This is a genomic window from Streptomyces longispororuber, assembly GCF_024448165.1.
Taxonomy (GTDB): domain Bacteria; phylum Actinomycetota; class Actinomycetes; order Streptomycetales; family Streptomycetaceae; genus Streptomyces; species Streptomyces longispororuber_A.
The window spans coordinates 16,253-36,786 of record NZ_JAMOLN010000041.1; the positions used below are offsets into that span (position 1 = coordinate 16,253).

14 protein-coding genes are annotated in these 20,534 nt (G+C 72.7%); 8 read left to right on the forward strand and 6 right to left on the reverse strand.

What is annotated here, in order from left to right:
- Positions 1-128 precede the first annotated feature (128 nt).
- Complete coding sequence (locus M4J07_RS14470; protein WP_374215036.1) at positions 129-2,969, forward strand: M4 family metallopeptidase; 2,841 nt, start codon at positions 129-131, stop codon at positions 2,967-2,969.
- 93 nt (positions 2,970-3,062) lie between these two features.
- Here the strand turns inward: M4J07_RS14470 and M4J07_RS14475 are convergent, their stop codons facing one another.
- Positions 3,063-3,887, reverse strand: a complete 825-nt coding sequence (locus tag M4J07_RS14475) for a lysozyme (protein ID WP_255971772.1) — start codon at positions 3,885-3,887, stop codon at positions 3,063-3,065.
- Between the two features lie 287 nt (positions 3,888-4,174).
- Between M4J07_RS14475 and M4J07_RS14480 the strand changes: the two genes are divergently transcribed.
- Both M4J07_RS14480 and M4J07_RS14485 read left to right on the forward strand, forming a co-directional pair.
- A complete protein-coding gene (locus tag M4J07_RS14480; protein ID WP_255971774.1) occupies positions 4,175-4,690 on the forward strand; it encodes a MarR family winged helix-turn-helix transcriptional regulator in 516 nt (171 codons plus the stop codon).
- Positions 4,691-4,768: 78 nt separating this feature from the next.
- Positions 4,769-7,480, forward strand: a complete 2,712-nt coding sequence (locus M4J07_RS14485) for a hypothetical protein (RefSeq protein WP_255971776.1) — start codon at positions 4,769-4,771, stop codon at positions 7,478-7,480.
- Positions 7,481-7,493: 13 nt separating this feature from the next.
- Here the strand turns inward: M4J07_RS14485 and M4J07_RS14490 are convergent, their stop codons facing one another.
- Positions 7,494-8,282, reverse strand: coding sequence for a protein phosphatase 2C domain-containing protein (locus M4J07_RS14490; RefSeq protein WP_255971778.1), 789 nt, complete (start codon positions 8,280-8,282; stop codon positions 7,494-7,496).
- 506 nt (positions 8,283-8,788) lie between these two features.
- Between M4J07_RS14490 and M4J07_RS14495 the strand changes: the two genes are divergently transcribed.
- From M4J07_RS14495 to M4J07_RS14515, 5 genes are read left to right on the forward strand one after another with little or no spacing between them, the layout of a single operon-like run.
- Positions 8,789-11,584, forward strand: a complete 2,796-nt coding sequence (locus M4J07_RS14495; RefSeq protein WP_305127706.1) for a sensor histidine kinase — start codon at positions 8,789-8,791, stop codon at positions 11,582-11,584.
- Entirely contained in the window at positions 11,581-12,075 is a 495-nt protein-coding gene (locus tag M4J07_RS14500; RefSeq protein WP_255971782.1) for a roadblock/LC7 domain-containing protein, read from the forward strand. Before M4J07_RS14495 ends, M4J07_RS14500 begins: the two co-directional genes overlap by 4 nt.
- The gene (locus M4J07_RS14505) at positions 12,072-12,467 is read left to right on the forward strand and encodes a DUF742 domain-containing protein (RefSeq protein WP_255971784.1); all 396 of its coding nucleotides are present in this window, start codon (positions 12,072-12,074) and stop codon (positions 12,465-12,467) included. Before M4J07_RS14500 ends, M4J07_RS14505 begins: the two co-directional genes overlap by 4 nt.
- A complete protein-coding gene (locus M4J07_RS14510; protein ID WP_255971786.1) occupies positions 12,448-13,065 on the forward strand; it encodes a GTP-binding protein in 618 nt (205 codons plus the stop codon). The genes M4J07_RS14505 and M4J07_RS14510 overlap by 20 nt, the downstream gene beginning before the upstream one ends.
- A gap of 57 nt (positions 13,066-13,122) precedes the next feature.
- Positions 13,123-14,376 (forward strand): styrene monooxygenase/indole monooxygenase family protein, encoded by a 1,254-nt coding sequence (locus M4J07_RS14515; protein WP_255971788.1) that lies wholly within the window; start codon positions 13,123-13,125, stop codon positions 14,374-14,376.
- A 163-nt stretch (positions 14,377-14,539) separates the two neighbouring features.
- Here M4J07_RS14515 and M4J07_RS14520 read toward each other — a convergent pair whose 3' ends face one another.
- The 4 genes from M4J07_RS14520 to M4J07_RS14535 form a co-directional block, all read right to left on the reverse strand.
- Complete coding sequence (locus M4J07_RS14520; protein ID WP_255971790.1) at positions 14,540-15,676, reverse strand: C40 family peptidase; 1,137 nt, start codon at positions 15,674-15,676, stop codon at positions 14,540-14,542.
- Positions 15,677-15,812: 136 nt separating this feature from the next.
- Entirely contained in the window at positions 15,813-16,082 is a 270-nt protein-coding gene (locus M4J07_RS14525; RefSeq protein ID WP_255971792.1) for a hypothetical protein, read from the reverse strand.
- Positions 16,083-16,092: 10 nt separating this feature from the next.
- Positions 16,093-18,297: a protein kinase domain-containing protein gene (locus tag M4J07_RS14530; RefSeq protein WP_255971794.1), complete on the reverse strand. Its 2,205-nt coding sequence runs from the start codon at positions 18,295-18,297 to the stop codon at positions 16,093-16,095.
- A 5-nt stretch (positions 18,298-18,302) separates the two neighbouring features.
- On the reverse strand, positions 18,303-20,465 hold the full coding sequence (locus M4J07_RS14535) for an outer membrane protein assembly factor BamB family protein (RefSeq protein WP_255971796.1): 2,163 nt from the start codon (positions 20,463-20,465) through the stop codon (positions 18,303-18,305).
- Between the last annotated feature and the right edge of the window lie 69 nt (positions 20,466-20,534).

Consider the following 20,534-nt stretch of genomic DNA (forward strand, 5'->3'; position numbering starts at 1 on the left):
TGCAGGCCACACAAGTGTGCACGTACACAAGTAAGCACCGGCAACGCATTGTTCACGGCCGTGCCCCGGCCTTTGCATGTCCGCATCCGATTTCCGTTCACCCGCCGATGGCAGCGAAGGGATCAGACGTGCGGACTTCAGCGCGCAGAAACAGAGCAGACCGGCCGGGCGGCATAGCCGTCGGCCAGGGAGTGGCGGCGCTGCTCGCCGCCGCCGGGCTCCTCGTGACCGGCATGACGGCCGCCCACGCGGACACCGCACCGCCGGCCGCGGCCACCACCGCGAGCCCCGACACCGACACCCCGTCGCTGGTGACCGGGCTGGACGAGGAGGTCCCGGCGACCGGCGCCGCGGCCGACGCCGCCCGCGGCCACCTCAAGGCGAAGAAGGGCCGCTACCACATCGCGGACACCTCGGCGAAGGACCTCGCTTCTCTCGGCACCGTGACCGAGGGCGGCAAGGAGACGGTCCGTCTCCAGCAGAAGTACAAGGGCGTCGACGTCATGGGCGGCCAGTACGTGGTCCGCATGACGAAGAAGGACGGCAAGCGCACCGTCACCGGCACCTCCGGCAACTACTTCACCAAGCTGAAGCTGGACTCGGTCACGCCGGAGGTCTCCGAGAAGACCGCGATCCAGCGCGCGATCGGCGCCGTCACCCAGCAGCTCGGCGGCGGCCTCCTGAAGGCCCCCGCCAAGGGCGAGAAGCTGACCAAGGGCGGCACGCTCTCCGGCACGGCCGACGGCGTCACGATCCTCCCGCAGGGCGACGGCGTGCTCACCCGGCAGATCACCGTCACCGGCGTGAACCCGGCCGACGGCACCCCGGTGAAGCAGCAGGTCTACATCGACGCGCACTCCGGGTTCGCGGTGATGCAGTACAGCGACATCAAGACGTTCGGCGCGCAGGGCGCCACCGCCACCGCCGCCGGTGAGACGGGTGCGACGCCGGAGGCCACCAACCCGGCCGGCGACTCGTACGTCAAGGGCACCGGCGTCCGCTACAACGGCGAGAAGACCGAGCTCAACCTGTACAGGGACACCACCGGTGTCTACCAGATGATCGACTACAGCAAGCGGGACGCGGCGACCCCGTTCTCCGGCGAGATGATCGCCACGTACGACGCCCGCGGCCGCGACGTGTCGACCGCCTCCGGCGCCTGGCCGAGCGGCATCAAGACCTTCCAGTCGACCACCCCCGACTTCGGCGCCGATGCCACCAACTCCGGTGCGGTCGACGCCCACTGGGCCGCCGGCAAGGTCTACGACTACTACAAGAACCACTTCGGCCGGGACGGCATCGACGGCAAGAACGGCTACGTCTACTCCCTGGTCGGCGTGACCGCGAACGGGCAGCCGTACGACAACGCCTTCTGGGACGGCCAGAAGATGGTGTACGGCCAGGGCGGCGGCGACTTCCGCACCTTCTCCGCCGACACCGACGTCGTCGGCCACGAGATGACGCACGGCGTCACCGAGCACAGCGCGGGCCTGGTCTACGCGGGCCAGTCCGGCGCGATGAACGAGGCGCTCTCCGACTACTTCGGCAACGCCATCGACCTGGAGGCCAACGGCCAGTCGATGGACGACCCGGACTCGGGTCTGCTCGGCGAGGACCTGTGCACCACGCTCAGCCCCCGCGAGTGCGCCCTGCGCGACCTCAACGACGGCGCCACCACGTCGAAGAACTTCATCGGCGTCAGCTACCGCGGTGACAACGGCGGCGTGCACCTCAACTCCACGATCTTCTCCGGCGCCCTGTGGGACATGCGCCAGGACCTCGGCGGCGACCTCGCCGACCAGATCGTCTACCGCGCGCTGACCGCGTACATGACCCCGCTGGACGGCTTCACCGAGGGCCGCGCCGCGGTCGTCGCCGCCGCGCAGGAACTGGGCGTCACCAAGGCCCAGCTGAAGAAGGTCAAGACCTCCTTCGACGCGCACGGCATCGTGCCCGGCTGGGAGACGGCGCTCGGCATCGACACCGACACCATCCTGTCCAAGGTCAACGTGACCGGCACCGGCGTCGGCGCGGGCGGCGGCAAGTACGCCCTGTCCCGCACCAACGAGGACGGCAGCGAGCCGTACTCGGTGTGGGTCGGCAACACCAGCGGCAAGGGCACGCCGGAGCAGAAGAGCCCCAACAACGGCAACTACAACGTCTACGCCACCACGGACGGCAAGAACGTCGCCTGGGTCGAGTACGGCGCGAGCGCCGCGATGCTGCACGTGCGCCCGGTCGGCAGCGGCGTCGACAAGACCGTCTTCGGCATCGGCGCCAACGTCTCCGGGCTCGCACTGGACGGCGACATCCTCGCCTACAACGTGCCGGACCCGTACTACGGCCTCCAGCACGTCTGGTACACCAACCTCAAGACCGGCGAGACCACCCAGGCCGACCAGAGCTACGTGACCGCCACGACGATGCCCTCGGTCCGTGACGGCAAGATCGCCTACGCGAAGATGTGGCCCGAGTCCGACGGCTACAAGCTGGGCGTCGAGGTCCTCGACACCGCCACCGGCAAGAAGACGCTGATGCCCGTCGACAAGTCCAAGGCGGTCGGCATCGGCCAGACCGCGTTCACCGACGACGGTGTCAGCTGGATCGAGGACGACGACATCACCGACTCCGGCCAGGCAGCGGTCAAGCGCGCCGCGCCCGACGGCAGCGGCCTGACCACCGTCACCCCCGAGGCCGGCGACGGCTCGCTGTACGCCTACTCGCTCACCGCCTCGGACGACGCGATCACCGTCACCACGCTGCCGCCGGCCACGTCGTGGGCCAACGACACGCTGCCGAAGCTGTACCAGGTGGCCCCCGACGGCAAGGGCGGCGCCCAGCGCGTCTCCTGCAACCGCGGTGACCAGGTGTACGCCACCGCCGACACGGGCCAGCGCGTGCTGTGGCTCGACGGCACGACCGGCTACACCAACCTCGTGAAGCGGGACCGGCCGGCCGGCAAGTGCTGAGGAACGTACTGATCTGAGGCATCGCACACGGCAGTGGCCGGGCTCCCGGAGGGGGGAGCCCGGCCACTGCTTTCCTATGGGCGGGCGGCAGGCTCAGCCGTTGGCGAGCGCCTGGACGCGGTCGAGCGCGCCGTTGAACTTGTTGTGGTCACCGACCGTCGGGCCCGACGAGGTGTACTGCCACATCGTGTAGTAGCCCCAGCCGGCGGGCAGCGTGCCCACGTCGGAGGCGTAACGCGCCACCCACAGCGGGTTGGTGGTGCCGAAGGCACTGGAGTTGCCGGTGCACTGCGTCCACCAGCTCGTCGCCGTGTAGATGACGGGGTCGCGGCCGGTACGGGCCTTGTACTGGTTCACGAAGTCCCGGATCCAGGTCACCATCGCGCTCTGCGTCTTGCCGTAGCAGGCGGCGCCGTAGGGGTTCCACTCGATGTCGAGGGCGCCCGGCAGCGTCTTGCCGTCCTTCGACCAGCCGCCCCCGTGGTCCACGAAGTAGTTGGCCTGGGTGGCGCCGCTCGTCGTGTCCGGCGTCGCGAAGTGGTAGGAGCCGCGGATCATGCCCACGTTGTACGAGCCGTTGTACTGCTGCGCGAAGTAGGGGTTCGTGTAGTACGTGCCCTCGGTGGCCTTGACGTAGGCCCACTTCACGCCGCTGTTCCAGAGCGTCGACCAGGCCACGTTGCCCTGGTGGCTGCTGACGTCCACGCCCTCGGTCTGCACGGCGCGGGAGACCGGCGGCTTGCCGGTGTCGCCGTCGTGCGCCGCGACGCCGATGCCCATGAAGGCCTCACCGCGCTGGGGGACGTCGGCGGCCTGCGCCGCGCTCGGGAGGGTGAACAGGAGGGAGAGTGCTGCGAGGAGGGTTCCGGCGACGCCGAGGCGGCGACGGCCGGTCGGTCTGTGCTTGTGCACGGGCATTGCATGCCTCCGAAGGCCTCGTGGGGGATCAGGTTTCACTGATCGGGGACCTGTGCTGTGCGGCTGCTGTGCGACTGCTGTGCGGTGTGCGGGAGGGTCTGTCGACATGTCCGTACGCGTGACTGGTATGGACATGCCATGCATGACGCTACGCATGTAGACCCGTGGGAGGGAAGGGGGCCTGGATGCTGCCGTTGGTCTACTCCTGCGAAATACTGACGGAGCTGCGGCAATGGCGGCGATTGGCGAAAACTTTCAGAATCGGGAAACCCGGGGAATCTCTGGCCATGGGTGCTGACGTGCGCGAAGACGGGAACGGCGAGCGGCGGAACGCGGAACGCGACGCGAATTCTGCTGCCGGGCCGACTGGTGTGGACCACGAATTCCTGGCTCTTGAGCGGGAGTTGACCGTCTTCCTGCGGCGCGCCAGGGCCTCGTCGGGCGAGATGGCCCGCGAGGTCCACCCCGACCTGGAACCGGCCGCGTACGGACTCCTCGTGCGCCTGGAGGAGTGCGGCGCGCAGCGGGCCACCGAACTCGCCGCCTACATCGGGGTCGGCAAGGCGACGATGAGCCGCCAGCTGCGCGCCCTGGAGGAGCTCGGCTTCGTCGCCCGCGAACCCGACCCGGCCGACGGCCGCGCCTGGCTCGTCTCCCTCACGGACCGCGGCCGCGCCGACTTCCGCCAGGTGCGCGACGCCCGCCGGGTGCGGTACGTGCGGCAGCTGGCGGGGTGGGACCGGCACGAGGTGGCCGAACTGGCGCGTCTGCTGCACCAGTTGAACGCGGGCGCGGAGGGCTGATTCTCCGCTCCTGTGACTACCCTGGTGCTCTGCGGCAGGCGCTGGACAGGGGGCGCGGTGGTCCGATTATGGCGGGCTGTGGCGGCGGGGCTGTTGGTCGTCGGGGTGGGTGCGGTGTGCGTGGTGGCGCACACGCAGTGGGTGCGGGACGCGAAGGCGCGCTTCGACGTGCGGGCGGCATCCGCGCAGGCGGCCGCCGACAAGGCCGCGAAGAAGGACGAGGCCGAGACGGCGGAGCGGCGGCGCGCGGCCGAGAAGGACTACCGGGGGAAGCGACGGCTCCCGCGCACGGGGACGACCGGAATCACCGTCACCTCCAACGGCCTGGCGGTGGGGTACGGCGCCGAGTGGAACATCGCCGTGACGCACCGGCTGAGCCTGCGCAGCGCCGACCGCATGGCGGGCGACCTGCGGCGCGGGACCCAACGACTGCTGGACTGGCTGCCGTTCGAGGTGAGCGTCGTCCATGGCGACATCGGCTGCGGACCGGAGACGCTCGGCGACGACTCCGACGAGGACAACCGGGTCTCGCAGAAGAAGTCCGCAGTCGGCGTCGCCGTGCGGCAGGAGACGAGCGGCTCGGCCGTGGACGACATCTGCCGCCTGGGGAAGGGCCCCTACTCCTCGCTCGTCATCGAACTCCAGGCCGACGAGCGTCTCCTCGGCAAGCGGGACCTCTACGACAGCTGGACGGTCCACCTCCGCGCCCGGGGGTATCGCATCACGGCCCTGGACGGCGGCCGGGTCGTCGAACAGGCCGCGGACCGAGCCGAGTTCGCGGCTCCCGCCAGCGGCCGGGTGCGGATCAGCCTGGACCGGACCGACGCCGAGGTGCGGGAGGTCGGAGACGCCCGGATCTTCGCCGGGGCCCTGCAGAGCGAGCAGGATCCCTGGCGTGAGGGGTCCGCCCTCGGCCTGGCCCTGTTCTTCGTGGCGATGCTCCTGGTCCGGCCGGCACTCGACAGCTGGGCGCCCGCCGCGACCGCGCGCCGGTGGGAGACGGCGGGCGGACTGGCCGTACTGATCACCGGTGCGCTCCTGGCCTGGGCCCTCTGGGGGACCGACACGGACCTGAACGTCCAGGCGCTTGTCGCGTGGTGGTGGGTGGTCCTGCCGTTCCTGGTGGCGGTGTGGGCCGTCCGTGCCGGGACCGGGCGGCCGCCCCGGCCGCGCCGACTGGCCCTGCTGGTCCTGCCGGGGGCGGGGCTGCTCGCGCCGGTCGCCGCCCTCCTGGTGTCGGGTGGCGGCGGGGCCGCGCTGACCCAGCTCGTGGCGGTGGCCGGGGCGTCGGGGTCGGTGGGCCTGCTGCTTCGTGGCGGACTGCTCGGGCCCGTCGGGCGCCGCTGGGCCCTGCCGGCCGCGGCGGCGGTGGCGGTGGCCGTGGCGGCAGTGGGCGCGGGTACGGGCCTGCCGGTGAGGACCGGACCGTTCGTCACCGGCGCCGATCCGGCCGCCGTCTGGCAGTTCGCCGACACGCTGGCGAGCGCCTCCCTGGCCTGGTTCTGGCCCGCGGTGGTCCTGGTGGGCCTGGGCGCGCTGGGGCTCGGGGACCGGGTGTCGGCGCAGGCCGCGGTGATCGCGTGGTTGCTGCTCCTGCTGGGCGACGGCGACCTCCTGTACTACTGGTTCAGGTTCTCCGACGGCAGCTGGTACGCGACCGGGATTTACACGGAAGTCGCGGTGAACCGGCCCCTGACCGTCGTCCTCCCGGCGGCCGTGGGCCTGGCGCTGGTGCTGCTCGTGCGCGACGGCGCCAAGGCCCGCGCCCTGCCGCCGCACGCCCGCACGGCCGGTCTGGTGCTCGGCGTCGCCGCGCTGGGCACGGTCGTCGTGGAACGACGCCTCGTCCCGTTCACGTACCCGTCGGGCGAGGGCACCGGGGTCTACTTCGCGCTCGCGGTCGCCACCTTCGGGTTCGCCTGGCTGCTCCCGCTCGCCGCACAGGACGCGGCCGAGCGCCGACAGCTCACCACGTCCGTCGAACACACCCGGGCCGTGCACCGGCTGCTCAAGCACCAGACGCTGGATGCCGGGCGCCGCACGTTCCTCACGGGCTCGCACACCAAGCTCGCCGACGGCGACCTCTCCTCCCGCGCGTGGAGCGTCCGTTGGCGGGAGCTGGGCGGCCGCAGCGACGGCGGGAAATCGCCCCACCAGCGCTGGCAGGTGCTGCGGTCCGTCGCGCTCGGCTCCTCCGGAGGCCGCCCGGCCTGGCGCAACGGGGTCGCCGCCGCCACGCTGCTGGCCGTCCTCAGCCTGCCCTGGTCCGCCTACACGCTGGCGCCCAAGGTGGTCGAGATATCCGGCGGTGAGTTCACCAAGGCCGTCGCCGTGTGGTCCACGCCGCTGCGCTGGCCCCTGTACGGGTTCCTGTACGGCTACTTCTACTCCTGGCTGCGCGGCGGCACCCCCCTGGGCAAGGCCATGTGCCTGCTCGCGGTCGTGCTCCCCGCCGAGCTGACGGCGCTGCTCCACCAGGGCAAGGACCCGGGGGAGTTCGCCATCACGCTGCTGCTCACCACCGGCGACTGCCTCGCCGTGTTCCTGGTCCTCGGCCTGTACTGGGAGGCCCGACAGGTCCGGGCGGCGGGGCTGCGCTGGGGGCAGATCCGCAACTTCCGGTCGCTGTCCACCCTCGCCGTCCCGGCGACCACGGTGGTCGTGGCCGCCGCCACGGCCCTCGCCACCGCGCTGGTGGGCTTCTGGGCGGTGCCCGACCAGAGCCAGGAGCAACCGCCCGCGCCGCCCTCGGTCAGCGGCACTCCCTCGCCGGCGCAGGGCGACCACTGAGCCCGCGGCGCCTTCACAACTCCACGTACACCAGCGACGCGTCGTCGTGGGTCTTGCCGCGGCGCAGGTACGTGCGGGACTCCGCGTCCGCGAGTTCCAGGGAGCGGACGCGGGCCAGCGTCGCCTCCGTGCCCTCCTTGCGGACGAGGGCGAACAGGTCGGCCCAGTCGCCCTCGTGGAACTTCTCCACCCAGCGCGTCACGCCGTCGGTCAGCGCGGCGAGGGCGCGGGCCTCGGCGCGGGGGAACGTGCCGGTCACCGCGCGGGCCGCGACCGACGGGTCCGCGGCCGCCGTGAAGAAGCCACCCTCCTTGTTGCGCACGGTCGCGTCGGCCACCTCGTTCGAGACCAGGGACGACCGCGGGACCCGGTCGAGACGGTCGTCGAGCAGCGGAGTGACGGTGCCGTCGGGCGCCTCCACGAGCAACGCCGAGTCGGACAGCACCAGATGCTCCACCCGGTCGGCGTCCCAGCGGGCGAGGACGACGGTTGCCTGCGGAGTGCGCGGGTGAGAAAGGTCACAGGTGGCTCGATGGGCGTCGGCGGTACGGGCGATGGCCGCCGCCAGGATGTCAAGCAACGTCATATCCCGCCGCGAAGCGGACAGTTCGGCCAGTGCGCCACCGAGCCGGGCCGTGAACCAGGGGACGGAATGCAGACAGCCGTCGTCGCCGGGCGGGGGTGTGACCCCGTCGAGGACGACGAGTGATCCGCCCTGTCCGGAGGCCGGAACCGCGACCGACGCGTAGTCCTCGTTCGGGCGGGCAGGGTCCCCGGGTTCGGTGCTCAGTTCGATGCGCATCCGGCCAGTCTGCACGAGCCCTTCACAAGGGTGGCGGAAGCGTGCGAGTTGGTCCGTACCGGCAGGTCGGGCGCCGGTTTTGGGGCGGAATGATCAACTCCGCAGAGGCGTGGCGGGGCATCTTGCCAAAGCCTGTGAAGGACGTCCAACCGGCGCGCTGTGCCGAGTGGATGGCCGTATGCAGGGAACTTGCCCCTCAACTCCCGCTCGATGTTCACTCCTTCGGGTGGCGGGCCAGGTGATGTGCGCCCCCTGCTCACCGGCACTGGAATGGTCAGGAGCCATGCCAGCGGGGCGCGCGTGTTGACGGACCGTCACCCGGGCCCATGGGTAGGACGAGTCAGGAATGCGAGCACCAGGTGCGGAACACCTCCGGCGGTAGTGGGGCCAGTGGGCTGGGTGAGTCGGGTGGTGTTCAGTCGTCCGGGGGTGGGGCGAGCGGCACTCCGTCCGCAGGGCCCGAGCGGCCGTCGGCCGCTGATCGTCCGTCCGGGCCGGGCGCGCCCCTGACCGGCTCACCCGTCGCCACGCCTCCCGCGGTCGGCAAGGGCAAGCGGACCAAGGTGCGCAAGCGGCTCATCGTGGCCGTCGCCGTGGTGGCCGCCGCCGTCGCCGGGGCCGGTGCGCCCGTCGTCATCGCAGCTTCGGGGCGGGCCGCGGACTCGCAGGTGCTGGTCGACGACGCCGCGCGGACCCAGCGGGCGCTCGCCCTGTCGCACTCCCTGGCCGACGAGCGCGACGAGGTCACCGCCTACATCGCCGCCGGACGGCCCAAGGGGCAGGGACTCAGCGAGGACCGCAGCGCACGCGTCGACCGGCAGGTCGAGGAGCTGCGCGTCGACGCCACGGGGTCGCTGCGCCGCACCATCGGCGAGGTCGCCGCCGTCCGCCGCTCCGCCCTCACCGGCAAGGGTTCCGCCCTGGCCGCGCACAAGGCGTACTCCAAGGCCATCACCGAACTGCACCGCCTCGCCGAGGAACTGGCCGACCGCATCCCGGTCAGGGCCGGGGCGGGCGCCCACGCGCTGGCCGACCTGGACCGGGCCGTCGACCAGGCGTCCGCCGCGCGCGGGCTGCTGCTGGCCACGTACTCCGTGCCGCGCTCCACCGCCACCACGACCACCATCGACCCGATCACCGGGCTGCCCAAGACCGTCGTGAGCGAGTCGTCGGCCGACAGCGAGCAGCGGGACGCGCTCAGCGCCGCCGCCCAGCAGGCCCACGTGCGCGCACAGGCCGCGCTCGACGACTTCCGCGACTCCGCGCCGACCCGTTCCGTCGCCTCGTACGACTCCACGGTCAGCGGGCCCGACGTCGCCAAGGCCGAGAAGTACCTGGCCAAGCTCGTGGACGCGCCGACGCTCTCCGACGACGAGCTCGGCTACAGCAAGAAGAGCGTCGACGCCGCGCTGACCGCCCGCGTCGACCAGATGCGAGGCGCCGAGGCGGCCCTGGGCAGCGAGCGCCTGGAGCGGCTGGAGAAGCTGCGCGACGACGACGTCACCGCGCTGGAGATCCGGACCGCCCTTGTCGGCGTCTGTCTCCTCGCCGCCGTCGGCGTGGCGATGGGCACGGCCCGTTCGCTGACCCGGCCGCTCGCCGCGCTGCGGATCGGCGCCGCCCGCGTCGCCGGTGACCCGCCGGCCGAGGAAGCGGTCAAGTTCACCGGGCGCAACGACGAGTTCGCCGAGGTGGTCCGCTCCGTCAACGCCCTGCACGCGCACGCCGTCGCCCTCCACGAGCGGCTCGGCACCCTGGAGTCCGACCGCAGGCACCTGATCGGCGAGCGGCAGCGCATGGCCGACGACCGGGACGCGCTGCGTGCCGAACTGACCGCTGCGAGCGCCCAGTTGGAGAAGGTCAAGCACTCCATCCACGGCACCTTCGTCAACCTCGCGCTGCGCACGCTCGGCCTCGTCGAGCGGCAGCTCGGCGTCATCGAGGGCCTGGAGGAGCGGGAGCAGGACCCCGAGCGCCTCGCCACCCTCTTCAAGCTCGACCACTTCGCCACCGTCATGCGCCGGCACAGCGAGAACCTGCTCGTCCTGGCCGGTGCCGAGCACGGCCAGCAGCACGCGGGCTCCGTGCCGCTCGTCGACGTGCTGCGCGCCGCCGTCTCCGAGATCGAGCGCTACGAGCGGGTCCGGATCGCCGCGCTGCCGCCGCACGCGCACATCGCCGGGTTCGCGGCCGACGACCTCAGCCACCTCGTCGCCGAACTCCTGGAGAACGCCACGTCGTTCTCGCCGCCCGACGCCTCCGTCGAGGTCTCCGGCTGGCTCCTGGAGAACGGCGAGGTGATGCTCTCCGTGCAGGACGAGGGCATAGGGATGGCCGAGGACCGGATGCGCGAGCTGAACGCGCGGCTCGCGTCCTTCAGCGTCGAGCAGGCGCACGACCCCGAGGACACGGACGGGCTCGGCCTGGGGCTCTACGTCGTCGCGCGCCTCGCGGCGCGGCACGGGGTCCGGGTCCGGCTGCGGGAGCAGAAGCAGGGCGGCATCGCGGCCGTCGTCGTGCTGCCCACCGCGCTGCTCGCCGCCGTGCCCGCCGCGGCGGTGCCGCCGGCCGTGCCGGTGCCGGGCGGGGCGCCCGCCGTGCATCTGCCGGGGTCCGAGGCCGAGGCCAACTCCAATGTGCTGGACGGCCGTTCCGGGTCCCCTGCGGGCGATCCGCTGATCGAGGCCGCGGAGCACGCCGTACGGGAAGCGGAGGCAGAGGCGGAGACGGCCGAGGAGCCGGCGACCGCCACCACCGCTGAGCCTGTCTCCGAGCCGACCGCCGCTCAGCCGACCGCCGCCGCCCCGGTCGCCGCCGAGCCCGAGGCCGTCGTGCCCGACACCTCCGAGGCCGAGACCACCATGGAGCTGGTCGCGCCCGTACCGCCGCCCCTGCCGGTGCGCACGGACCCGGCCCCGGAGCCCGACACCCACGAGCGGACAGCCGACGAGAGCCCGGTCGAGAGTTCCGCGCCGAAGACGACGAGCCCCGCGGAGAGCCCTGCCGAGAGCCCCGCGGAGCCCGCCGCCGAGGTGCCCGCACAGCGCACCCCGCCGCTCGAACAGCGGGAGCGCGTGACCGACAAGGGGCTGCCCAAGCGCACCCCGAAGGTGGCGGCCCCGGCCCCCGCTCCGAAGCCGCGCACCGGCTCCGTCGACGCGGACGCGCTGCGGCGCAGGCTCGGCGGATTCCACCGCGGCGCCCAGGAGGGCCGCCGCGACGTCGCCGTGGAGCTGGACGGCGAGCACGCAGAACGTAGTGGAGAAGCCAAGGGGGACACAGCCGAGGAGGCAAGCAGTTGACTGCGCCCACCCCTGCACCCGGAGCCATCGGCGCCCTCAGCACCGAAGCACGCAACCTGCACTGGCTGCTGACCAATCTGGTCGAGGAGGTGCCAGGTCTGCTCTCCGTCGCGGTCGTCTCGTCCGACGGACTGCTCCTGCTCTCCTCCGACCCGGGAAGGAACAACGAGGCCCCCGTCGACCACAGCGGTGGACCCAAGGGATCCAGCGCCGACCTGGCCACGATCGTGTCCGGCGTAGGCTCGCTCACCATCGGCGCCGCCAAGCTGATGGACGGCGGATCCGTCAAGCAGACCATGGTCGCGATGGAGGAGGGCAGCGTCTTCATCATGTCCATCAGCGACGGCTCCCTGCTCGGCGTGCACGCCACCCCGGACTGCGACATGAGCGTCGTGGCGTACCACATGGCGCTCTTCGTCGGCCGTGCCGGGCACGTCCTGACGCCCGAACTCCGCAGCGAACTGCGCCAGTCGATGGAGATCACCAGGTGACCAGTCCGAAACTTCCGGTACGCGGCGGCGATCGCAAGGCCGCCCGCGTACGCCCCTACTCCCTGACCGGCGGCCGCACCCGCTTCGGGCACGTCCTGCTGGTCGAGACGTTCGTCGCCGCCATCGAGGCGCCCGACGAGCGGCTCGAACTGGGGAAGGGCACCCTCTCCGGGATCATGCCGGAGATGCGGGCCATCGTGGAACTGTGCCGCCGCATGCGGACGGTCGCCGAGATCGCCGCGCTCCTCAAGATGCCCCTCGGTGTGGTCCGCGTGCTCCTGAGCGACCTCGCCGACCAGGGAAAGATCCGTGTGTACGGAACCGGTCACGGCCCGGGACAGCCGGACCGGGCGCTGCTCGAAAGGGTGCTGAGTGGACTCCGCCGTCTCTGAACTCCTCGACGACGAGGAGCAGTTGCAGTCCTGGCAGACGGACAGGACCAGGGCACCGATCGCCACGAAGATCGTCGTGGCGGGCGGATTCGGTGTCGGCAAGACGACTCTGGTGACCGCCGTCTCGGAGATCCAGCCCCTCCAGACGGAGGCGCTGATGACCCAGGCGAGCGAGGACACCGACGACCTCACCGCGACGCCGGACAAGCTCACGACGACCGTCGCGATGGACTTCGGCCGCATCACGCTCGACGACGACCTGGTGCTGTACCTCTTCGGCACGCCGGGGCAGCAGCGGTTCTGGTTCATGTGGGACGACCTGGTGCGCGGCGCGATCGGCGCCGTCGTGCTCGCCGACACCCGCCGCCTTTCGGACTGCTTCCCGGCCCTCGACTACTTCGAGAGCTGCGGACTGCCGTACGTCGTGGCCGTCAACCACTTCGACGGGAGCGAGGAGTTCGACGCCGCCGACGTGCGCGAGGCGCTCACCGTGCCGCCGCACGTGCCCGTGCTGATCATGGACGCGCGCGGGCGGATATCGGTGATCGAGACGCTGCTCGCGCTGGTCGGCCACGCGCTGGACGCCACACCCGAGTAACTTCCCCGTACATTTACGCCAGTTATCAGCCATCAGTGATCAGTTAGAGGCAGCCGTATGTCGCGGAAGATACTCGTCGTCGGAGCCGGCCAGTCCGGTCTCCAGCTCGCCCTGGGCCTGCAGTCCCACGGCTACGAGGTCACCCTGATGTCCAACCGCACCGCCGACGAGATCCGCTCCGGCCGGGTCATGTCGACGCAGTGCATGTTCCACACCGCCCTGCAGCACGAGCGCGACCTCCAGCTCAACTTCTGGGAGTCGCAGGCCCCGAAGATCGAGGGCCTCGGCGTCTCCGTCGCCGCCCCCGGCTCCTTCGACCCGGGCCCGTCCCAGCGCGCCATCGACTGGGTCGGCAAGCTCGACGGCTACGCGCAGTCCGTCGACCAGCGCGTGAAGATGGCCGGCTGGATGGAGACGTTCGCGCAGCGCGGCGGCCAGCTGGTGATCCACGGCGCGGCGGTGTCGGACCTGGACTACTTCTCGCGCACCTACGACCTGGTGCTGGTCTCGGCCGGCAAGGGCGAACTGGTCTCGATGTTCGGCCGTGACGCCGAGAAGTCCATGTACACGGAGCCGCAGCGCGCCCTCGCGGTCGCCTACGTCCACGGCATGGGCGTGCGCCCCGAGCACCCGGACTTCGACGCGGTCCGCTGCAACCTGGTGCCCGGCGTCGGCGAGCTCTTCGTCATGCCGACGCTGACCACCTCGGGCCGCGCCGACATCCTCTTCTGGGAGGGCATCCCCGGCGGCCCGCTCGACGCGTTCAAGGGCGTCAAGGACCCCTCCGAGCACCTGGCGCTGACCCTGGAGCTGATGGAGAAGTTCACGCCCTGGGAGTACGCCCGCGCCACCAAGGTCGAACTGACCGATGCGAACGGCACGTTGGCCGGCCGCTACGCCCCGACGGTCCGCAACCCCATCGGCCGCCTCCCCTCCGGCGGTGCGGTGCTCGGCGTCGCCGACGTCGTCGTCGCCAACGACCCGATCACGGGCCAGGGCTCCAACTCGGCGTCCAAGTGCGCTGCCGCGTACCTCGCCGCGATCGTCGAGCACGGCGACAAGCCGTTCGACGAGGCGTGGATGCAGTCCGCGTTCGACCGGTACTGGGAGACGGCGCAGCACGTCACGAAGTGGACGAACACGATGCTGCAGGCCCCGCCGGAGCACGTGCTCAACCTGATCGGCGCGGCGGGCCAGCTCCAGCCGGCCGCCGACCGCTTCGCGAACGGCTTCAACAACCCGGCCGACTTCGAGAACTTCTTCTACGAGCCGGAGAAGACGAACGCGTACCTGGCGTCGCTCAGCAGCTGACGGCAGCTGACGGCAGCTGACAGCGACGGGTAGCAGCTGACAGCGGCCGGCGCCCGCGCAGCGAGGGAGCCGCGGGGTCCGGGGGCGGCAGAGTCCCCGAGTCCGCAGCCCGGACCCCGCTCCCTCCCGCCTCGCCCGCCTCGCCCGCTCCCACGGGCAGGACCTACTGGCCGGGCGCCCCGGCGGAGCCGTACCCCGCGTCGCCGCCGTCCATCGCCCCCGCGGGCAGCTCCGGCGCCCGGTACCCGGACATCGCCCCGGCCCCGGGATCCGGCCGTACGGCCCCCAGCAGCGGGTTCGCGGCGATGGGCGACACCTTCACCCGCGCTCCGGGACGCGGCGCCTGCACCACCATCCCGTCGCCGAGGTAGATCGCCACGTGCGTCGCCTTGGGGAAGTAGACGACCAGGTCACCGGGGCGCAGCTCGCCCAGCGGCACCCGCGGCAGCGTCGCCCACTGCTCCTGCGACGTCCGCGGAATCACCTGCCCGGCGTGCGCCCACGCCTGCGAGGTGAGCCCGGAACAGTCGAACGACTCCGGCCCCTCCGCGCCCCACACGTACGGCTTCCCGATCTGCCGCACGGCGTAGGCCAGGGCCGCGTCGCCCGCCTTCGACGGTGCCCGGCCCACCGAGCTCAGCGCCCCCGACGCCATGAACTGCCGCTGCGCGTCCGCCATTCCGGCCTGCTCGGCCCGCGCCAGCTCGGCCAGCTGGTCGGTGGTGAGCGAGGCGAGGAGTTCCTCGACCTCCTTCAGCCGGGCCTGCACCGCGTTCCGTTCCTTCTTCCGGGCCGCCGCGAGCTCCAGCTGCTGATCGAGGGCGGCCCGCGCCTTCGTCGCCAGGTCGTCGGCCTTCTTCTCGCTGCCGATGAGCCGGTCGACGGTGGCCTCCTGCTCGCGCGCCGCCCGCCGCAGCACGTGCCCCTGGTCGAGCGCGTGCTGCGGATCCCGCGCCAGCAGCAGCCGTACGTACGGGGAGATCTCGCTGCGCCCCTGGTACTGCTCCCGGGCCAGCCGCCCCGCGTCGAGCCGGCTGGAGTGCAGTGCGCCACGCGCCTTCGCCAGCTTCCCGGCCAGCGACTCGGCCTCGGTGCGGCGCTCCTTGAGCTGCTCCTCGGTCGCGTTGTACGTCTCGGTGGCCTCCTCGGCCTCCTGGTACAGCGTCTGAAGATCCGTCAGCAGATCGGCGACGGACTGCCCGCCGCCACCGGGACCCGGTGCCGCACCCGCCGGGCCGGGCGCCAGCAGCGCCCCCGCGACGGCCGCCGTGCACACCCACCGCACAAGGCTGACGGACACCTCATCACCTCCGGTGCGGGACAGCCCCTGTGCCCCGCACCGTGAACATCAACAGACAGCCACCTGGTGCGCTCGGACGGCTGCGCGGTTCGGCCCAACTCCACCACCCCTCCAGGGGGCGTGCGGCGTGCCGTCTTTACGCCGGGTCCTTCTTCGACCACGGCCACTTCACGGACCGCTCCGCCCTGCCGTCGGGCCGGAAGGCGTACTGCCACCGCACGAGCTGGACGGCCTTGCCGCCGGGCACCGGCTCGCGGACGTACACCAGGACGGTGTCGGGACCGTCGGCCGGATCGGGCACCGGCACCTTGTAGACCTTGGGCGGGTTGCCGGTGGCGGTCACCAGGACGGGCAGCACGCGGCCGTCGAGCGGGCCGCCGACGAACGGGATGTCTTCAGTCTTCACGCCCCCAGTGTCAGCCGTCGGCGGGCAGCGTGACGACCGAGGTACCGCAGGTCAGGTGCAGACGGCCGGCCGCGAGGAGCAGTGAGGTGCGGCCGTCGAGCGGGCTCAGCGCCGCGTGGCCGTCGTCGGGGATGCCGCTGCGGTACGTCCACGGCGGGCGGTGCTTCTCCAGGTCGACGGCGAGCAGGGGCTGGGGGACCGCGCCCGTGTCCTGGTAGAGGGTGCCGCCCCGGGCGGTCGGCGGGGGCCAGTACTTGGCCTGGTCGCCGACCGGGTACGACCACAGCTCCCGGCCGTCGGAGGCCCGCAGCGCCAGAAGGGTGTGCAGGCCCGTCACGCCGCGCGTGCGGGGGGCCAGTCCGTTCACGTAGACCACGCCGTCGTGCACGGCGGGGGTGCCGTAGGAGGAGCGGCCTTCCGTCGTCCTCTTCCGTTCCTCCCCGAAGCGCCACAGCGTCTTCCCGGTGGCCGTGTCGAGGGCCAGCACGTCGCCGCCGCCCAGGAACAGGCGGCCGTCCGCCAGCGAGCGCGGATGCATCTTGCCGAGCGTCGGCGACGTCTCGTCGAACCGTGTGCGCCAGCGCTGCTTGCCGTCCTTCCGGCCGAGCGCGACGACCTCCCACGCCGCGTTGCAGATCAGCGTCTCGCCCTCCACGACCGCCGCGTGGGGCTGGTCGTCGGTCTCCTTGTGCCGCACCAGCCACTGCCGCTCGCCCGTCGCCGCCTCGTAGGCAACCAGCGCCCAGCCGTCGCCCTGGCTGAAGGAGAGGCTGGTCAGGTACAGGGTGCCGGAGTCCATGGCGAGCAGTTCGCCGTTCGGCAGGCGGCCCAGCTCGTCGCCGTACGCCCTGAGCCTGCCCGTGCGGACGTCGAGGGCGAGCAGCCGGCTGCCCACCGCCGGGTCCGGCGTCCCGCGGACGACGGCGCCCCCACCGGCCGCTTCGAAGGTGACCGGGTTCGGCTGCCGCCACAACACCGTGCCGGTCCGTGCGTCGAGGCCCACCGAGGAGCGCTGCTCCTCCACGTCACCGACGATCACGACGACCACCCCGTCCTTGACCCCGGCGAGCGTCGCCTCCTCCTCGGCCCGGTACGTCCACAGGGCCTCGGGTGCGGTCCCGGGCGCCCGCGACGCCGCCGCGCGCGGACGCCCCGAGCCGCCGTCGCCGCGCGCCGCCCACACCGCGCCGCCCGTGCCGAGAGCGAGCAGGCCCGCGCCGCCCGCCATGAGCAGCCGCCTGCGCGCCGGGCCGGTCTCCGTCCGGGGCGGCGGGGGCGGCGGCCCGGGCGCCCGCACCGGGCGCAGCTCCCAGACCCCGGCGGCCCGGCGCCCGATGTCGCCGAGGACGGTGCCGGGAAGGGTGGACGCGAAGTCGACGGAGCCGACGCCGGAGCCGGAGTCAGAGCTGCCCAACTCGGCTTCCAGGTCGGCCGGTCGAGGCCGCCGGCCGGGGTCCTTGGCGAGGCAGCGGGTCAGCAGCGGCAGGAGCGCCTCCGGTACGCGCGTCAGGTCCGGGTCCCCGTACCTGACCCGGTACAGGACCTCGGCCGCCGGCCCGCCGGGGAACGGGCCGTGTCCGGTGACCGCGAACACCAGCACCCCGGCCAGGGCGAAGACGTCGCCCGGCGGCTCGTGGTCGAGCCCCATGGCCTGCTCGGGCGACATGTACGCGGGGGTGCCGACGGCCTGCCCGGAGCGGGTGAGGCGACGGGCGCCGAGGGCGCGGGCGATGCCGAAGTCGATGACGCGCGGCCCGGTCGCGGTGACGAGGACGTTGGAGGGTTTCAGGTCGCGGTGCACGAGGCCCGCGCCGTGGATGTCGCCGAGCGCGCGGGCCAGCCGGGCGCCGAGGGCCCGCACGGCCGTCTCCGGCAGCGGTCCGTGCCGCCCGACGGTCTCGTCGAGGGACGGGCCGAGCACGTACTCGGTGGCCAGCCAGGGCATCGCCGCCTGCGTGTCGGCGTCCACCACGGCCGTGCCGTGCAGGGCGCCGATGGTCCGCGCGGCCTCGGCCTCCAGCCGGAACCGCATCCTGAACTCGGCCTCCCGCGCCAGGTGTTCGTGCACCGTCTTCAGGGCGACGACCCGGCCGCCGGGGGAGCGGGCGAGGTAGACGGTGCCCATGCCGCCACCGCCGAGCCGCCCGAGCAGCGTGAACGGGCCGACGCGCGCGGGGTCGGCGGGCAGCAGCGGCTGGACCGGCGAATCGGGCACGGCGGTCATCCGATCGGGAGGGCGAAGTAGTGCTGGGCGAGTTCGCGGGAGAACACGGCGGTCTTCGTGCCGCGGGCCATCCGCCAGATCCCGGCGCTCTCCGCCGGGTACGGGTCGCCGACGCCCTCGAAGACCCATTGGGCGGTGCCGTCCTTCGGGTCGTACGCCGTCACGTTCAGGGTGTCGAGGCGCAGCACGGAGGTGCCGCCGGGGCCGACGGCCATGGACACCTTCACCTCGTCGTTGGAGAGGATCTGCTGGTCCGCGGCGTCGACGTCCCAACGGGTCGTCCCGTCACGGGAGTCGAAGCGGTAGGTCCCCCGGGTGATGTCGGCGGCGTACAGCGCGTCGCCCGGTCCCCGCACGAGCGCGCGCGGCGGCGGCAGTGTCCGCCACAGCCGCTCGCCGCTGTCCAGGTCGTACGCCGAGAACCAGTCGTCGACGGTGTACAGCACGCCCTGCGGGGTCAGCAGCGACAGGCGCTTGCCCTTCAGCCGGCCGTACGACTTCCTGGGGCGCTGCTTTCCGGTGGCCCCGTCGAAGGAGAGGAAGACGGCCTCGTCCTTGTCCTTGACGAGCTCCCACTCCCCGTCCGGTGCGAGGCGCACGTGGACGGCGTCGTCCGTGGCGGCCAGATCGATCGGGGCGAGCCTCTTGGGCAGGGCGGCGCGCCACACCTCGTCGCTCTTGGCGAGGTCGTAGCAGACGAGCTGGACCTTCTGGTTCTTGGTGATGCTGAACCACGTCCGGTGGCCGTCGAGGCTGTGGAAGCGGCTGGTGAGGTGGTCGTCGTAGCGGGGGTCGGTGCCGCGCCGGGTGCCGGTCCGCGCGGAGAACGTGGTGAGGGTTCCGCCGACGAAGGCGGCGAGGGTGTCGCCCCGGACCGGGACCGGGGTGGACACGCAGCTGAACGGTTTGCTCCAGCGCTCCTTCCCGGTGCGCAGGTCGAGGCCGACGGTGTGGCTGCCCATGGGGATCACCACGATCTCGTCGTGCCACACGAGCGCGGGCTCCGCCGTGTCCTGCGCCTTGTAGTGCCACAGCGCCGTGGGCGGCGTCCGGTCCACGGCGCGCGGGGCGGCGTCCGCGGCCGGTGCGGTGCTCTTGCGTGACGGTCCCCAGGCGCGCGCGGCGCCCCAGCCGCCCGCCGCACCCAGCACGAGCCCGGCCCCGCCGATGAGCAGGGCGCGGCGTCCCGGCCCGCGCGGGGACGGCGCCGCGTCTTCCGGGACGGTGCGCGTGCCGACGACGGTGGGTGTACGACCCGTCTCCGCCGCGTCCGGCGCCTCCAACCCCATGACGTACGCGGCCTGTTCGGACAGCTCGGCCATCACCGGGCCCGGCAGCCAGCCCGCCGCGAGCAGCGCCGGGACACCGTCGGGCGCCAGCTCGGCCGTGACCTGCGCGGGCGTCGGACGGGCCGCCGGATCCTTCGCCAGGCACCGGGCGAGCAGCGGGCGCAGCCCTTCGGGTACGCCGCCCAGCTCGGCGTCCGCCGTGGCCAGTGCGTCCGGCGTGGCCGCGGGGAAGGGCCCGCTGCCGGACGCCGCGTACACCAGGAGCAGGCCGAGGACGAAGACGTCGGACGCGGGCCCCGGCGCGTGCCGGGCGACCTGCTCGGGCGTGAGGTAGCCGAGGGTCAGCCGGGGCTCGCCGCCCGCCGCGCCGACCGAGGTGGCGGCGGCGAGCGGCCCGAACCCGGTCAACTGCGGTCCGTCCGCGGCGAGTCGGACCGTGTGCGGGGCCAGCCCCTGGTGGGCCGGGACCAGGGTGTGCAGCCGGGTCAGGGCCTCGGCGAGGGCGGCGCCGAGGATCCGCAGCGCGTGCTCGGGCAGCGGGCCGTGCCGGGTGACGGCGGTGTCGAGGGGCAGGGCCGGGCGGTACGGGGTGACCAGACAGTCGTCGCCGGCCCGGATCACGGGCGCGGTCCAGGGCCCGGCCGCCCGCACGGCGAGGTCGGCCTCGGTGCGCAGTCTGCGGCGCAGCGCGCCGGACGCGGTCAGCCGCTCCCGGGGGACGAGGAGGGTGACGGTCGCGCCGTCCGCGGCCCGCGCCACGTACTCCACCGCGGCCGCGCTCTCCCGCATCCGCGCCAGCACGGTGTACCCGGGGACCTGCGGCGGAGCGCCGTCCCGCGCCGGATCGATCCCAGTGACCGGTGTCGCCACGTGTGCCCAACCCCCGTTTCACGCATGGTCGTTCGTGCCCTTGGTGCCTCTGAGGCCCAGTGTGGAAGT

What these genes read in the sequence shown, in the direction of transcription:
- M4J07_RS14475 (WP_255971772.1), bottom strand. Translation starts at nt 3,887, where the DNA reads ATGCCCGTGCACAAGCACAGACCGACCGGCCGTCGCCGCCTCGGCGTC.
- M4J07_RS14480 (WP_255971774.1), top strand. Translation starts at nt 4,175, where the DNA reads ATGGGTGCTGACGTGCGCGAAGACGGGAACGGCGAGCGGCGGAACGCG.
- M4J07_RS14490 (WP_255971778.1), bottom strand. Translation starts at nt 8,282, where the DNA reads ATGCGCATCGAACTGAGCACCGAACCCGGGGACCCTGCCCGCCCGAAC.
- M4J07_RS14515 (WP_255971788.1), top strand. Translation starts at nt 13,123, where the DNA reads ATGTCGCGGAAGATACTCGTCGTCGGAGCCGGCCAGTCCGGTCTCCAG.